Genomic DNA, 13747 nt, shown 5'->3' on the forward strand with positions numbered 1-13747 from the left:
TGAGGGAGGGCACCTCCGATGACCGTACCCTGCCAGCTCACCGCGCCCGCCGCCGAGTTCATGGGCGACCTCGTGCAGGGCGGCGCCGAGGAGCGCGCCTGGCGCAGCGGCTCGATCTCCCCCAGCGACATCTCCGCCGTCATGGACCGTAGCCCCTACCAGCCCCGCGCGGACCTGCTGCACCGCAAGGCCACCGACGGCAGCCGCCCGCCCCTGCGCAACCCGGACCAGAAGGGCGTGGGGTGGGTGAAGCAGCCCGAACTGGCCGCCGAGTTCGCCGCCCGTCACCCTCAGTACCAGGTCACCACCACTGGCTATTGGCGCAACGTCGAGCGGTCATGGCAGCGGTGCCGGCCCCACCGGGTCTTGATCCCCGCCGCCCACGATCAGGCCTGCGGGCCCGCGCCCATCGTTGCGACGCTGACCCTCCGCACCACCCACGAGACGCTGGATGAAAAGGGGTGGGGCCCGGACGGCGGCACCCAGATCCCGCTGATCCGCTACGACGAGCACCAGTGGCTGCTCGACGCGCTCGGCCTGGACTACGGTCACATCGTCGCCTACAGCCGCCATGATCACGAGACCCGCATGTACCGTATCGACCGCGACGAGGAGCACATCGCCACGCTGCGCGAGGCCGCGCGCGTCTTCCTGGAGGAGGTCGCCGTCGCGAAGGGCCGGTGATGGACGGTCGTCTGCGCGGAGGCTGATGTGCGTGAGCTGCCCGCTGTGCTCTGGCGCAGCGGGCGGGTCCTGTGTCTGGACGGGCCCCTGGTCGGTCCGGTCACCGTCGGCGAAGGGCGCGGTGGGAGCGGGGCGCGGTCGGTGGCGGCCCGGCGGACGTCGATCTTGCTCGGAGGCCGTACCCGTGCTCGTCGTCGAGGCCGGGTGCGGGTACGACGTGAGTGCCGGGGCGGGCCGCGGGGCCACCGGGGGCTGTGGGCCTGGATGGTGCTGGATCGGGCCCGCCCTTATGTCTTGCCCCGGATACCCGATCGTGGTCGTGGTCGACGAGAGCGGGTGTCACCGCCGAGGTCCTGGAGCTGAGCCCTGCTGCGCGCACGCGTAGAAGAGGGGTTCAGCCCAGATACGCCGGAGGGCGTATCTGGGCTGAACCCCTCTTGTGTTAGAGCCTCGTGTTCACAGCCCCCACCGGTCGTTGATCTTCTTCGCCCACTGCTCGGCCTGCTTCCGCGTCCCGAGATAGGTTCCACTGCCGTGCAGATGCACGGCGGCGAGGTGGCCCTCCGCCGAGCGCACCGCCCAGTTGGCGGGCGCCTGGAACCCGTTCTCCTGACGTGCCTGGTAGGGCTCGGTGGGCGCGTCGTGCACCGTGCCGTAAGGGGTTTCCTCGTACCCGCCGTCGTAGCACACGAACTTGTCGTCCCGCTGCTGGGCGGCGCCGCTGCGGTGGCCGGGGGAAAAGTCGGCCTTGCCCCCGTAGATGCCCTCCAGCGGGCCGATCGGGTGAGGCGTCGTGATTCGCTGCATCGATGTCCCCTCAAGTGAAGTGGCGGTCACGCCCAGCCTTGCAGCACATACGCGTCGGCGGACGCGGCGGTGGCAACGGCCGCTAGACGTCGCGGTGTCGCCGCCCATGACGGTACCGGACTGGAACCATTGCTGGCTACCTTGCTACCCGCTTTGTGGTGCGCTACCGTCCATTCTCATGGATCACTGGGACGTGAAAGCGGAAGTGCAGCGGCACCGGGCCGCGATGCACGCACGACAGCGCCGGGTTGCCCTGCTGACCGCGCAGGTGCGCCAGGCCGAGGCCGACCGGGACCAGGCGGTGGCGGCGTTCGTGAAGCTCGGCGAGGAGCACGAGGAAGCGCGGCGCCAGGCCAGCCACCGCAGCATCGGCCGTGAGCTGGGCGTCACCCACCGTGCTGTGGGGGGCATGGTCGAGCGCGCCCGTACCCGCGGCGGCTCTCCGCCTGCCCCGGCGGTCCCGCTCGTGCCCGTGCTCGGCGCCGAGCAGGCCCGCGCCTACGTCGAGTCCGGCGCGCTCGGCGACCTTGCCCGGGTCATCGTCGCGTACAGCCCGGGCGACGTGCTGCTGGAGTGCGGCCTGGACCCCGCCACGCTCATCCACGGCCCCGACGTCGATGTGCCCACCCTGCTCCTGTACGGCACCAACGGCACGGTGATCGGCGTGGAGGAGTGCCTGGCCGGATACCAGGGCACCGGCCCCACCAACTCCCTGCGCCTGCTCAAAAAGCTCGGCGTCGCGGACACCGTGGCCCGCGAGGTCTACTACCATCGGTTCATCGAGCTGAGCCCGCAGCAGGTGATCCGCGCCAGCGCCGAGGGCCTGCACGACGTCGGCGGCGGCCTCCAACTGTCCGCCGACGGCCGCCACTTCGTCGTCCGCGTACGCGGCGAGCGCCCCTACCACAAGGGCGACTGGACGCTGCGCGACACCGTCACCGCCTGGCGCACCGAGGTCATGGACCACCCGGACCGCTACCCGTGGGCGGCCGGGACCCGCCGCGCCCGCGTCTACCTCGACCGCGACGCCGCCGCCCCCCTCCAGGAGCCGAAGAGCCCCTACTGGACGGGAGCGCCCGCTTCCTACTCCGTCATCATCGAGCAGGGGCGCCTGCAACTGTGGGTGTCGGCGATCTACCCGTACAACTTCGCCGACCTGATCAGCACCGAGCAGCTCAGCGTGCTCGACGCCGCCGACCTGCGCCCCGAGGGCATCGAGCCCCGCACGTGGCTGGACCGCTTCCTGCCCCACCGCCGCGAGCGTCCGGATTTCCTGATCATCAGCGACGACCGCCAGGACCTGGTCCACCCGCCCGAGGGGACGCAATGAGGCGCGCGTTCTGCCGTCCCGCCCCGCTGCTCTGCCTGCCCGGAGTCCTGGGCGTGACCGAGCGTCACCAGTGTTTGATACGGACGCCGCCCGCCAGCACGACCCTTGCCTTGCCCGGAGTCGACACCTGAGGAGAACTGTGCTTGAGAACGCCACTACCCCTGCCCAGCCGGATGCCGAGCAACTTCGGGTATGGCTGGCCGAGCAAGACCCGAACCGCCAGTGGGCTGCCGAGGCGATGCCCGATGGGGGGCGCGTGTGGATCGACGGCCTGCCGGATGTGTCCAGCCCGAGGGCTCTGTGGATGGCCCTGACGCGGGCCGCCGACCTGCTTGAGGGAGCGGCGAGTCCGTGGCCCTTGGAGGTTGAGCTTGACGGCGCCGCGCTGATCGTGCGGACCGTCACGCAGGAGGAAACCGGGCAGCGGCGTGCCTCGCGCCACGCAGAGCGCGGGGCACAGCCAGCCCGAAGCGGCGGGACGGCAGCGCGACTCCAGCAGGAGGCGCGAAAGCGGCAGCGCGCCTATCAAGGGCTCTTGGCGGATCGGCGGCGCGAGGTGGAGCAGTGGAGGCAACGGCACGCCACCAACCGATACGTACAGCGCGTTGACCTGGCCGAACTGCCCGACCTTGCCTACTCGCACGGCCCCGGCCGCTACCGCGGGTGGAGCGAGCCGCGGACGTTTCGGCCGCCGGGGCGGGTCCCGTTGACCCGCGGTGCCATGCCGCAGCGCGGCACGGGCCTGTGGACTTCTCCGGTTCGGCAGACCAACGCCGCCACCGGCGCGGTGCTGAGCACCGTGTGGTCGAGCCACTGGGAGCAGGCGGGCCGGGATCCGGAGCGCTTCAGCCAGCACGTGCGGATCGTGCCGGAGCCGTACGCGCGCATCGTGCGGGTGGACGACCTTGAGGATCTGCGCGCGCTGGTGCGGGCCTACCCCAATCCCGTCGGCCTGGATGAGGACCAGCACCGCTTTCCCGACTGGCCGCGGCTCGCGCAGGACTGGGACGCGGTGTATCTGACGGCCAACGGCGCGGCGGAGACCGCCCGTACCCCCGACAGTGACGGGCCGCACCTGGAAGGCTGGAAGTGCGAGGCCGTGCTGTGGTTGCAGCGCGCCTACACCGTTGCCGAGGGCCTGTGACGTGGCGGACTCAACTACGCCCGGCGGCGGCGAGGCCGCTCGCGGGGACGCACACTGCGGCCGCCTGGCGCCCGCAGCGCAAACTGACAATCGAGAGGGGATGGGGCCAGTGAACCAGGACCGTATCGAGGGGCAGAGCAGGCCGCTGCCCGCGCCTGAGGACCTGAAGGAGGCCTTGCGGGTGCTCGGCTTCGACGCCCGCGAAGACGGGCTGGAGGGGCCGTGGAAGATGCTGGGGGTGCTCAGGGCCCTGGTGGAGCAGTTCGAGGCGGCCATGTACAGCGACAGCAAGGTGGGGGTCGATGAGTGGAACGAAGCCGAACTCGGCTACGCGCACGGGTACGCGCGCGATATGCGCTCCATCCTGCTGAACAGGAGCCTTCTGCTTCAGCACGAAGGGATGTACATGGAAAACGCCGCGGATTTCCTCCTGGCTCCCGATCAGGCGGTGATCGCCGGTTTGTCGATGCTGGCGGCATCAAGGGCGCTGCTCGCGGCGGGCCTGCTGGGGGCGGCCGACTACGGCAGCAGGGAGGAGCAAGTTGGCTGGGAATGCGCGCAGGAGGCGGCGAAGGCCGTCGACGAGCTGAACACGCACATCAGCAACATGCGGGCGCCACACGCGGACTTGTGAAGCAGGCCGCCGCGGACGGTGCTCGCGGCCCGCTCGACGAGGAGGCCCTGGCTCCCGGCGGCGCCGGGGCACCCGCCCGCCACCCAGACCTGCCAGGAGGGCAGCATGCTCGACCAGTTCGCCATCGACGATGGCCGTCATCTGCCGGAGGTCGTCGTCGACGAGGACGCCTCTGCCGCCGCCGGTAGGGCCCGCTTCCGGGCCACGTGCTCCTGCGGCCGGATGCCCCGACAGCGGGCGGGAACCCGCGAGCAGGCCCTGGCCTCGCATATCGCCCACGTCAACACCAAGATCGGCCCGTCCAGGGGGCCAAAGTGGCTTCCCGTGGGCGCCCGCGTCGCCGTCCTGGCGGTGGCCATGCTGATCGTCTGGGGCGCCTGCTACGCCACCGGCCAGTTCGTCATCCACGACCAGGACCTCACCGGCGCCACCGCCAAGACCGTCCTCGGCGGCTCGCACCTCACCGGTCTTGCCCTGGCCTTCGGCCTGATGGTCGCGGTGCGGCGCTACATCGCGCCCACCCGCGCCTGACACCGCACCACGAAAAGCGGCGCCCGAAGCCATAAGAACCCATCTCTGAACCTCTGTTGATCTTGCGCCCGCAGGAACCGTGGTGCGCACGACCGGGCCAACCTGGTCTATCAGGACGCCGAGCAGGATGACGTCCTCCTCTCAGGTGCGGCAGCCGGTCTCTTCGTGGAGTTCGTGCCCCAGGCGGATCACCCCCGCAGGCGCCAGCGCCGCCGCGCAGCGCTGCGCGGCCCGGGCGTAGGGCTCACCCTTGCGCCGCCGCACAGCTGGCAGCCTCCACGGCTCGCCGGCAGCCGACGCCCCGGACCGGACAACCGCGACCCGATGCCACGGGTCGAAACAGGCGAGGAAGACGTCACTACCGACTTCTGGTGCATACATGCGCATGCGGGAAAGGTAGGCCGGGCCGGCCTGCCGCGCGCGTCCACACGCGCGGGCGGGAGAGTCACCGCACCGGGCCGCGGCCGCTACCGGGGCGAGCCGACCGGGGGCAGTGCCCCGGGGCCGGGCCAGAGCTGGAAGCCGAAGACGGCCTCCAGGCGGGCGATGGTGCCAAGGTCACACAGCACCCTGCCGTGCAGGACACGGCTGATGGTGGAGTGCGTGATCCCCGTGGCATCGGCGAGAGTGCGCAGGCTGTACCCGCTGACGGCCAGGGCGTTCTCCAGGTTGCGGGCGAGCGCCTGACCGTAATGAGCGCTCACGGGAGCGTCCGGCACAAGAGCGGCATGCGGCCAGGCGTCATCGGCGACATAGTCGCGCGGCACCTTGTCGTTACTGCTCCGGGGCATGTCCGGATCATCCCACGCACCCGTCATCCGTCGACCTCCTCCTTGCCCCGCACCCGGCGTCCCACCGACCTGACGGTGCATACATACACCACACTCTCCGGCCGTATCGATACCCGTCGATGTGTCGGCGCAACCGCACCCGCAATCCAAGACACGGACGCGGAAGACACCCGGCGCCGATCAGCCCCGGTGCACAGACCGCACCGGGCCCCGCAGGCAGAAGCGGTCAACCGCCGCGGCCCGGCCTGGTATCCCCCACGTCTGCGCGAGCGCCGTTTCACTCCCGTGCGCCCCTCCTTTTCTGCACGGGCCACACTGACGCTGAGTAACTGAGGCCAACGGGAGAAAAGCCAGGCCAGGGCGCGTGCGACCAGGAATCCGCCTTTGTGCGGCGGGCGACTTCCCGTGGCATTTCGGATTGCGTTCGACGCTGCCGTGATTGACCTGCTGGGGCTTCATGGGGGAATTCCGGGAGAAGATCTACCCCACTGAGACGCGGATGGCTGCGCTCACAGGCGTTTTCTGGAACCGGCAATTTGCGGGGTAGGGAGGTTCTTTCATGCAGTCGCACCGGGCACTGGCGGTCCTCAGCGAGCTGAGGGCTCTGGCCGCGCAGGACGGCACCCGGCTCGCTGCGGCGCAGAGCCGCCTTGTGCTGGCGGAGGCGGAAGTGGCCGCCGCCCGCTCGGCATGCGCCTCGGCGAGCATGCGAGCCGAGGTCTCGCAGCGTGTGACGCTGCGCGCCGAGGAGCTTCTCGCCCCGGCCGCCGGCCCCTGCACCGGCCCGCCGCCTCCGCCCCGGGACCAGTCCGGCCCGCACGGCAAGCCGCGGACGATCGCCCAGGAGGTGCTGGACTTCGTCCGGCTGCGCGGGAGCGCCACCCGGGCCGAGATCATCCAGCAGGTGCGCCGCACGCGTCCGGGCACGAATCCCACCAGCGTCGAACGGCGACTGGGCCGACTGGTCAATGCCGGAGAGCTGGTACGAGTGGAGCGCGGACTCTACGCGCTCCCGCCGACAGCCGCAGAGGGTGATGCCTAGCGGACACCATTTCGGCTTCTGAATTACCGCACACGCGTACGTGCCGCCGAGGACAAGTCGGCGACACGAGGACACGCGTTTTCTGGGCTCACGTATCGCTTCGATTCTAGGCGCTTGTCGCGCCGACGCGTGAGCCCGGCTTGAATTCGGCCAGAAATAGGCCGGGAAATGGGCTCACTGTGTCTTCTTCTTCCTCTGCGCAGGCAGATTCCGGCACCGGCCGAAACACGGGCCGTCCGGGCACCTCACAGCGCCGCGAGCGGCGGCGCCGGGCCGCCGCCTCTCGACGCCGTACGCAGCCCAGCTACCGGGCGGCTCCGGGCAAGCAGATCGACATCGTGCTGGCGCTCGACGACCTCACGGTCAACGGCGCCGCGGTGCAGCGGACGGCATTGGCGCAGCGCGTCGGCATCAGCGCAGCCACCATCGGCGACTGCATGGCCTTCCTGGCCGACATCGGACTGCTCACGGCAGGCCGCGGCCAGTACACGATCACCGAGCGAGGGCGGGAGTTCGCCGGCGCATGGCGCAGCGACCGGACGCGGGCGCGACTGGTGCTGCGCCCGCTCCTGCAGGCGCACTGGTCCGCCGCCGCAGCCGCCGATCACCTGGCCGACGGGCCGCTGCCGCAGGAGGAACTGGCCCGCCGGCTACGGGCCGGACTGCCCGGGGTGCCCATGCGCGGCCAGTACATGGTCGAGTGGCTGGACATCGCCCTGGTCGTGGAGCGTGACACCGAGCGGCTCCTGGTCCGCCTGCCCGCCCCGGACACTCCCCCGCCCGGGCGCCCCTGTGGCGCGAAAGGGGAGAACGAGGCGACAAGAGAGCAGGCTCCGGGCCCGGAGGCGGAGGCCGGTACCCCTGGCGCCGAGGGGGGCGAACCGCAAACCGACCGAGCGGCTCCACTGCTCGGAATGTCCCGCTCGGAGATCCAGGACCTGCCCGACGCCCGCTACTCGGCCTTCCTCGAAGCCATTCTGCAGACCCTGATCGCCGTGGCCCCGCGCGCCTGAGCGCCCGCACTGCCAGGGCGCCGGCCCTCACGGGCCGGCGCCCCGCGGGTGGCGTCTGGTGTCCGCGCGAGGCTCTGGAACCTTGGGCGCGGAGGGTTCGATCCCCTCGCCATCCACCACGCATGGCCAGCATGACAGCCCGTCGCCGAAGGGAGCCAGCCGTGATGTTCACCCACCGGGTTTGCCCAGCTTTCTGATCGCACCTCAGCACCCGCACCGAACGGGTGCTCCTGTCACCGGCATGGCCCGCTCCTGTTGCCGGAGCTCCCCGGCCTCCCCACGGTGGTGCATGTTCGCACCACTTGTGTGGAGGTCACACCATGCCCGACGCCGTACACCCATCCCCTGCGCCAGGGCGCCGCGTCCGCCGCGCGGCGAAACCGGGGCCTGCACGTGGCCGCTGACATCACGCTCAGCGCCGCCCTCACCAGCGTCCTGGACGCCTGGCAGGAACTGGTGGCGCGCGGAGCGATGTCGGAGCAGACACTGAGCCGGTTCGGCCAGCTGCTGCGCCGCTTCGAAGCCTTCGCCACGGTCCGCGGCGTGCGGCTGCTCACCGGGGTCGACGCCACCGTGGCCGCGCAGTTCATCGACGCGCACGGCCGCACCCGCCACGGGCGCATTGCCCCGGCGTCGCTGTCCACCCGGCACCTGCGCCGCAGCGTGCTGCGGATGTGCTTCGGCACCGCCCGCCGCCTGGCCCTCACCGACACCGACCCCACCCGCGACATCGACCTGAGCAGGAGGTGCGGGAGCATGCATGGGGGAGGTGGCCGCGCCGGGCTTCGCCGAGTGGTGGCAGCGGGGCATCTGGCTTGGGCGCGACGACGGGGGCAACATCGCCGTCGTTGGCGGGCACGGCATCGGTGAGCGGCAGCGGGAGCAGGAGCGCCTGCTGGCTGGTGGTCAGGTGGTGCGGGTGGGGGCGAGGGTGAGCAGGCCGCAGCCGTAGGCCTTGGCGCGGCCGAGGCCGTGGGTGAGGGTGTGGCGCAGGGTGTCGGGGTCGGCGACGTCGAGGTGTCCTTCGTAGGTGGCGGCGCGGATGTGGACGCGGTCTGTGCGGCCGGTGGGCTGTGTGCGGCTGAAGTTGAGCAGGTGGCTGCTGATGACGGTCGCCTGGTGGTCTTCGGGCTGCTGGGGGTGGGTGATGTGGGGCATCGGGGGGATCTGGAATCCGGCGTTGGGGGCTTGTTGGAGGAGCCAGCGGAGCTGGTGGGTGGGGGTGGTGTGCGCAGTGCGCGCGCCGCGGCCTTCGGGGCGGTAGGCCATGTAGGTGGGGTTGGCCGTGAGGCGGAAGTACAGCCGCAGTCCAGGCTTGAGGCGGTCCAGGAGCACCTGGTAGGGGCGGGTGTTCCAGCCGGGGGCCTCGCGGGTGGCCAGGTGGGGCCATCCGGCCTGTTCGATGACGTGGGTGAGGTCGGGTGGGGTGGCGCTGACGATGAGGAGGGTGGTCTGGCGGTGCGGGCTGGTGGTCTCGTCCAGGCGCCACAGGGCGCGGTGGGCGGGGGAGTGGCTGTGGGTGCCAGCTGGGGGGAAGGCGGAGGCGATGGCGGCGTGGAGGCGCTGGGGGTGGGCGGTGAGGTGATGGGCGCGGGCGGGGTTGAGGTGGCAGCGGGTGAGGTAGGTCATGTGGAGCCGTCCAGGTCGTCCAGGTCGTCCAGGGCGTCGTAGAAGTCGCGGGGTGGTGTGCCGGGGGCGGGGGGCAGGGGGATGGTGGCGACGGGGCGGCTGGTGTGGCGGCGCCGGGCGGTGGGGGAGAAGTCGAGGGGCTGGTCGGGGTGCAGGCGCGCGGCCCGGTCGGCGGGGTGGGCGTCGTGGTGGATGGTCATGCGGTGGCCGGGGCGGGCCCGCTGGTACCAGGCGGAGGCCTGCCAGGGCAGGGTCTGGAGGACGGCGACGGGGTCGCTGGTCTCGGGGTGGAGGCTGTGCAGGGGCGGGCGGGCCGGGGGGCAGGAGCGGCGGCCGAGGAACAGCGGGTGGGCGGGGTTGCGCAGGGCGTGCTGTGCGCGCTGCAGCAGGGGGGCGTCTCCGGCGAGGGCGGCGGTGTAGACGGCGTCGGCGAGGTAGTAGCGCTCGGACAGCGGCATCGCCTTGCCGTGGCGGGTGCGGGTGGTGTGGAAGTCGCGGATGCGGGTGCCGGGCTGGTCGGTGCGCACGGCGAAGGTCAGGGCGGCCAGTTCGGCCAGGGCGTGGGTGTCGGTGCGGGCCAGGCCCAGGGCGGAGGCGAGCAGGCCGGTGACGCCGGACTTGGTGGGGTGGGGGCCGGTGTCGCGCAGGGCGTGGCGGCTGGTGGTGCCCCAGGCCTGCAGGGGGGCGGCCAGGACGAGGACCAGGACGCTCACCGCTGCCCCTGCCCGGCGGTGGGGGTGGTGGCGCGGGTGCGCTCGGTGAGTTCTGCGGCGGCGGCGTCGGCGAGTTCGGTCAGCGACGCGGTCACGGTGGCGGCCTGGTGCAGGGGCGCGGTGGCCTCGGGGTTCAGGGTCAGCAGCCAGGAGCGGGCGGTGGGATCGCCGTAGGCGGTGGTCAGGGCGTGGTGGTGGTCGGCCAGGCGGCGGGCGGCGGCGGGCAGGTGACCGCCGTGGTCGGTGTCGGGGGTGATGGGGGTTTCGAAGGCGCCGATGAGGTTGACGGGCTGGCCGGTGACGGTGGCGAGCAGCAGCGTGGGGCGGGTGGTGTGGGCGTAGGAGGTGATGTGGCCGGTGGGCATCGACTCGGCGAAGGCGCGGATGAACGCGGCGGTGACCTGGGTGAGGTCCATGGCGCCGGCGTAGTCGGCCAGGTTCTTTTCCAGGTCGGGGCCGGTGAGGACGGCGTGGCGGTACAGGGTGGGGGCGAGGAATTCGCTGCGGCCGATGATCCCGGCGCCGGTGTCGGCGGCGAGGTCGTCGACGGCGGCGAAGAAGTCGGTTTCCACGGGGGTGTGGTGGACGGCCAGGGCGTGGGCGACCTGGACGGCGGCGTCCAGGCTCAGGTCGTCCTCGGCGGCGACCATCCGCCCGAACAGGGCGATGTCGACGGCGTCGCGGCTGGCGGCGGCGGTGCGCACGCCGGTGGCGTTGTCCTTCTTCTTCAAGAAGGCGGTGATGTCGTCGGCGCCGTCGGCGGCGAGCTTTGCCAGGCGCTCGATCTGGCGGCGGCCCAGGAAAAGCGTCTCGCGGGTGGCCGGTGCGGCGCCCACGAGGGTCTTGCGGCGGGCGGCGGCGGTGTCGGTGGCGGCGCCGGTGGCGAAGACCAGGACGCGTTCGGCGAGCTGGGAGGCGTCCTCCTCGCTCAGGTCGGGGCGAAGGGGGCGGATCGCGTCGGCGAGCAGGCCGATGCCCTGACGGGTGCGCACGGCCAGGTCCTGCTCGGGGATGAGGCCCGCGGCGGTGAAGTGCTCGCGCATCGCGCGCTTCCAGGCCTGGGAGGAGACCCGGGCGCGGGGCACGCCCCCGTACACGGCGGACTTGGGAGTGCCGAGGTCATCGCGGTTGATGTTGCTGGGGGGCAGGGTTTGCAGGGCGTGCAGGACCAGGTGCACGGTCATGGCGGGGCCTTTCAACTAGAGGTCGGCGTAGCAGAGTTGTTCGTGCTGGTGGTGCGGGCTTTGGCCGTGGTGTAGGCGTGGACCCACAGCTGGCCGACGCGGCGGGGGCCGTCCTGGGTCTGCCAGGTGTAGAGGTCGCGGGCCAGCAGCGCGAAGTCCAAGCGCGCCGGGGCGGCGTGGTGGAGCAGGACCAGCAGGTAGCGCAGGGCTTCGGGCAGGGTGTGGGCGCGCAGGAGGCGGGCCAGGTCGTCTTCCCCGCCGGGCCGCGCGGCCACCGCGGAGGCCAGGGCCTGCCCCAGGACGGTAGGGCGTTGGGCGGTGGTGCGCTGGTGGGTGAGGTCGGTGCGGGCCCACAGCTGCGCGGCGGCGGTGACGGCGGTCGCGGCCCGCCGGTAGGCGTGCTCGGCAAGGTCGGCGCCCGCCGGGTGGAGGCCGGTGAGGTCCAGCAGCAGCCACAACGACGGGTCGTCGGGGGGTGTGCTGCGGATGAGCTGGGCGGGCACGTGCCGGTCACGGCCGTGCGCGAGCCGCCCTTGCAGGCTGGTCAGGCGCGTGTGGGTGGTGGTGAGGACGAGGTGGGCGATCGGCTCGCCCGCGCGCTGGTCGGGGGCCATCAGTGATCTCCTTGCGGGACGGGGGAGGGGGCGCTCTGGGCGAGCGCGGTCCGCGCGGCGGTGGCCACGCGGGCCAAGGCCATCAGCCGCCCGCGGCCAGCGACGGGCCCGGCGGTCTGCTCGACGGCCGCCTCCAGCGCCCGCCGCCAGGCATCCTCGCCACCGGCGGGGTCCTGGGTGAACTCCTGCCAGGCGCCGCCGAGGTGAGCGGCGATCGACAGCTCCGCCCGGCTCTGGGCCGCCTGGAGCAGCAGGTGGAAGGCCTCGGCGGCGGTGCGGGTGAGTGCGCGCTGCACCTGCCCGGGCCAGCGCGCGGCCGCGGCCAGCGCCGCCCGCTGCCGGGGATCGCCCAGGGCTGCGGCCGGACCGATCGGCGCGGCCAGGTGGGTCAGCCCGGACAGCGCGGCCCGGTGGGCGGTGGTGTGCTCGCTGCGCACGAGCGCCGCCTCGATCGCCATATCGGGCGCCAGCGTGCCGCGTTCGGCGGCCGCGACCACGTGGTCCACGACCGCGCACCGTCCGCCGGACACCCCACCCGCCTCAGCCGCCGCGCCCGCCGTGTCCGTGGTGTCTGCGGTGTCTGTGGTGGGCAGGAGGGCGGCGGGCGCCCAGGGCAGCAGGTGCCCGGCGCTGTCGGTGAGCGCGAGCCTGCCGCCGCGGGCGCCCAGGGCCGCGCCGGGGTCCCAGCGCGCCCCGGTGGCGGCCGGATCGGTGAGACGGTCCCCGTCATACACCGCGACCGCGCTCACCCGGCCACTCTCGTCGGGGATCAGCCGCACCCGGCGGGTGGGCCAGGTCCACACATCCAGCGGCCCGGCCGCCTCCCGCACCGCCATCGGCGCGGGAGGAGAGTCGCGCTCCCACACCGGGCTGTCGCCGTCCGCGCGCTCAGCGACGGGCAGGTTGAGCAGCACCTCGTCCTTCAGACTCGCGCCGGTGATCCGCAGATGGGTCAGGGTGCTCAAAAGGCCGGGCTTGCCGCCGTAGACGCGGTTGCCGCGGGTGGCCGGGTCCGTGGGGTGCCCGGACTGGATGCCGCCGGGATGCCACGCCTGCAACAGCAGCAGGCCGATCGCGGCATCCGCCGGATCCATCGGGCCCTGGTCGTGCAGCAGACGGGCGGCGAAGTGCGCCGTGCCCGACCCCCAGGAGGCCAGCTCCAGCACCCGCCCATCGCGGTTGGCGTCCGACGCGGACAGGCCCGCGCTCTGCCCGAAGGGATGCGTGGTGCTGAACAGGTCGAAGCGGTCCGCGTACGCGTCGAGGTAGGCGTCCACGCACGCGGTATCCAGGGCGTCGGCGTGCCAGGCCGCATCCCACTGGGCGCTGTCCGCGGGGCGGGCCGCCGCGCCGTACACGGCCAGCAGCAGCCGCAGCACCACGGTGTGCTCCTCTGGCGGCCCGGACAGGCGCACCTCATGCGCGCGCGTCAGGGCCTCGCGCAGCGACAGACGTACGGGCCCGGCAGCAGTCCAGGCCGGAATCCAGGGGCGGGTGGCCAGAGAGAACGAGGCGAGGCTCACGAAGACCTCTCAGTCAGGTCGGTCAGGAGCGGACGGCGCGGTCGCGGGCTGCGCACGATCGGTCTGGCAGCACGCGATCGACCGAATTTAATCGCAACTCTACACCGA

At 72.4% G+C, this 13747-nt stretch carries 16 protein-coding genes and 1 tRNA gene; 9 read left to right on the forward strand and 8 right to left on the reverse strand.

Going from position 1 to position 13747, the window contains the following annotated elements; genetic code table 11:
* The first annotated feature begins 18 nt into the window (after positions 1–18).
* Entirely contained in the window at positions 19–684 is a 666-nt protein-coding gene (locus ACIG3E_RS33250) for a hypothetical protein (protein WP_399623313.1), read from the forward strand.
* A gap of 456 nt (positions 685–1140) precedes the next feature.
* On the opposite strand, the gene ACIG3E_RS33255 is transcribed toward ACIG3E_RS33250, so the two are convergent.
* A complete protein-coding gene (locus ACIG3E_RS33255) occupies positions 1141–1491 on the reverse strand; it encodes a hypothetical protein (RefSeq protein ID WP_399623315.1) in 351 nt (116 codons plus the stop codon).
* A gap of 178 nt (positions 1492–1669) precedes the next feature.
* On the opposite strand from ACIG3E_RS33255, the gene ACIG3E_RS33260 reads away from it, so the two are divergent.
* The 4 genes from ACIG3E_RS33260 (at position 1670) to ACIG3E_RS33275 (ending at position 5130) form a co-directional block, all read left to right on the forward strand.
* Positions 1670–2821 (forward strand): hypothetical protein, encoded by a 1152-nt coding sequence (locus ACIG3E_RS33260; protein WP_399623317.1) that lies wholly within the window; start codon positions 1670–1672, stop codon positions 2819–2821.
* 139 nt (positions 2822–2960) lie between these two features.
* The gene (locus ACIG3E_RS33265; RefSeq protein WP_399623319.1) at positions 2961–3965 is read left to right on the forward strand and encodes a hypothetical protein; all 1005 of its coding nucleotides are present in this window, start codon (positions 2961–2963) and stop codon (positions 3963–3965) included.
* 109 nt (positions 3966–4074) lie between these two features.
* The gene (locus ACIG3E_RS33270) at positions 4075–4599 is read left to right on the forward strand and encodes a hypothetical protein (protein ID WP_399623320.1); all 525 of its coding nucleotides are present in this window, start codon (positions 4075–4077) and stop codon (positions 4597–4599) included.
* A 105-nt stretch (positions 4600–4704) separates the two neighbouring features.
* Positions 4705–5130, forward strand: coding sequence for a hypothetical protein (locus ACIG3E_RS33275; protein WP_399623321.1), 426 nt, complete (start codon positions 4705–4707; stop codon positions 5128–5130).
* 141 nt (positions 5131–5271) lie between these two features.
* Here the strand turns inward: ACIG3E_RS33275 and ACIG3E_RS33280 are convergent, their stop codons facing one another.
* Complete coding sequence (locus ACIG3E_RS33280) at positions 5272–5517, reverse strand: hypothetical protein (protein WP_399623323.1); 246 nt, start codon at positions 5515–5517, stop codon at positions 5272–5274.
* Between the two features lie 80 nt (positions 5518–5597).
* A complete protein-coding gene (locus ACIG3E_RS33285; RefSeq protein WP_399623325.1) occupies positions 5598–5921 on the reverse strand; it encodes a helix-turn-helix domain-containing protein in 324 nt (107 codons plus the stop codon).
* A 559-nt stretch (positions 5922–6480) separates the two neighbouring features.
* Between ACIG3E_RS33285 and ACIG3E_RS33290 the strand changes: the two genes are divergently transcribed.
* The 4 genes from ACIG3E_RS33290 (at position 6481) to ACIG3E_RS33305 (ending at position 8846) form a co-directional block, all read left to right on the forward strand.
* Positions 6481–6963 (forward strand): hypothetical protein, encoded by a 483-nt coding sequence (locus ACIG3E_RS33290; protein ID WP_399623327.1) that lies wholly within the window; start codon positions 6481–6483, stop codon positions 6961–6963.
* Between the two features lie 338 nt (positions 6964–7301).
* On the forward strand, positions 7302–7976 hold the full coding sequence (locus ACIG3E_RS33295; RefSeq protein WP_399623329.1) for a hypothetical protein: 675 nt from the start codon (positions 7302–7304) through the stop codon (positions 7974–7976).
* A 46-nt stretch (positions 7977–8022) separates the two neighbouring features.
* Positions 8023–8095, forward strand: a tRNA-OTHER gene (locus ACIG3E_RS33300).
* A 187-nt stretch (positions 8096–8282) separates the two neighbouring features.
* The gene (locus tag ACIG3E_RS33305; RefSeq protein WP_399623331.1) at positions 8283–8846 is read left to right on the forward strand and encodes a hypothetical protein; all 564 of its coding nucleotides are present in this window, start codon (positions 8283–8285) and stop codon (positions 8844–8846) included.
* Positions 8847–8882: 36 nt separating this feature from the next.
* Here ACIG3E_RS33305 and cas6e read toward each other — a convergent pair whose 3' ends face one another.
* From cas6e to casA, 5 genes are read right to left on the reverse strand one after another with little or no spacing between them, the layout of a single operon-like run.
* Entirely contained in the window at positions 8883–9605 is a 723-nt protein-coding gene (cas6e, locus tag ACIG3E_RS33310) for a type I-E CRISPR-associated protein Cas6/Cse3/CasE (RefSeq protein WP_399623333.1), read from the reverse strand.
* Positions 9602–10318: a type I-E CRISPR-associated protein Cas5/CasD gene (gene cas5e, locus ACIG3E_RS33315; RefSeq protein ID WP_399623335.1), complete on the reverse strand. Its 717-nt coding sequence runs from the start codon at positions 10316–10318 to the stop codon at positions 9602–9604. Before cas5e ends, cas6e begins: the two co-directional genes overlap by 4 nt.
* Positions 10315–11502 carry a type I-E CRISPR-associated protein Cas7/Cse4/CasC gene (gene cas7e, locus ACIG3E_RS33320; RefSeq protein ID WP_399623337.1) on the reverse strand — a complete coding sequence of 396 codons (1188 nt, stop codon included), beginning with the start codon at positions 11500–11502 and terminating at the stop codon, positions 10315–10317. Before cas7e ends, cas5e begins: the two co-directional genes overlap by 4 nt.
* A gap of 11 nt (positions 11503–11513) precedes the next feature.
* Positions 11514–12116, reverse strand: coding sequence for a type I-E CRISPR-associated protein Cse2/CasB (gene casB / locus ACIG3E_RS33325; RefSeq protein WP_399623338.1), 603 nt, complete (start codon positions 12114–12116; stop codon positions 11514–11516).
* Complete coding sequence (casA, locus tag ACIG3E_RS33330; protein WP_399623339.1) at positions 12116–13639, reverse strand: type I-E CRISPR-associated protein Cse1/CasA; 1524 nt, start codon at positions 13637–13639, stop codon at positions 12116–12118. Before casA ends, casB begins: the two co-directional genes overlap by 1 nt.
* Between the last annotated feature and the right edge of the window lie 108 nt (positions 13640–13747).

Origin of the sequence: Streptomyces sp. NPDC053474 (genome assembly GCF_044544845.1) — a bacterium.
Lineage (GTDB): Bacteria > Actinomycetota > Actinomycetes > Streptomycetales > Streptomycetaceae > Streptomyces.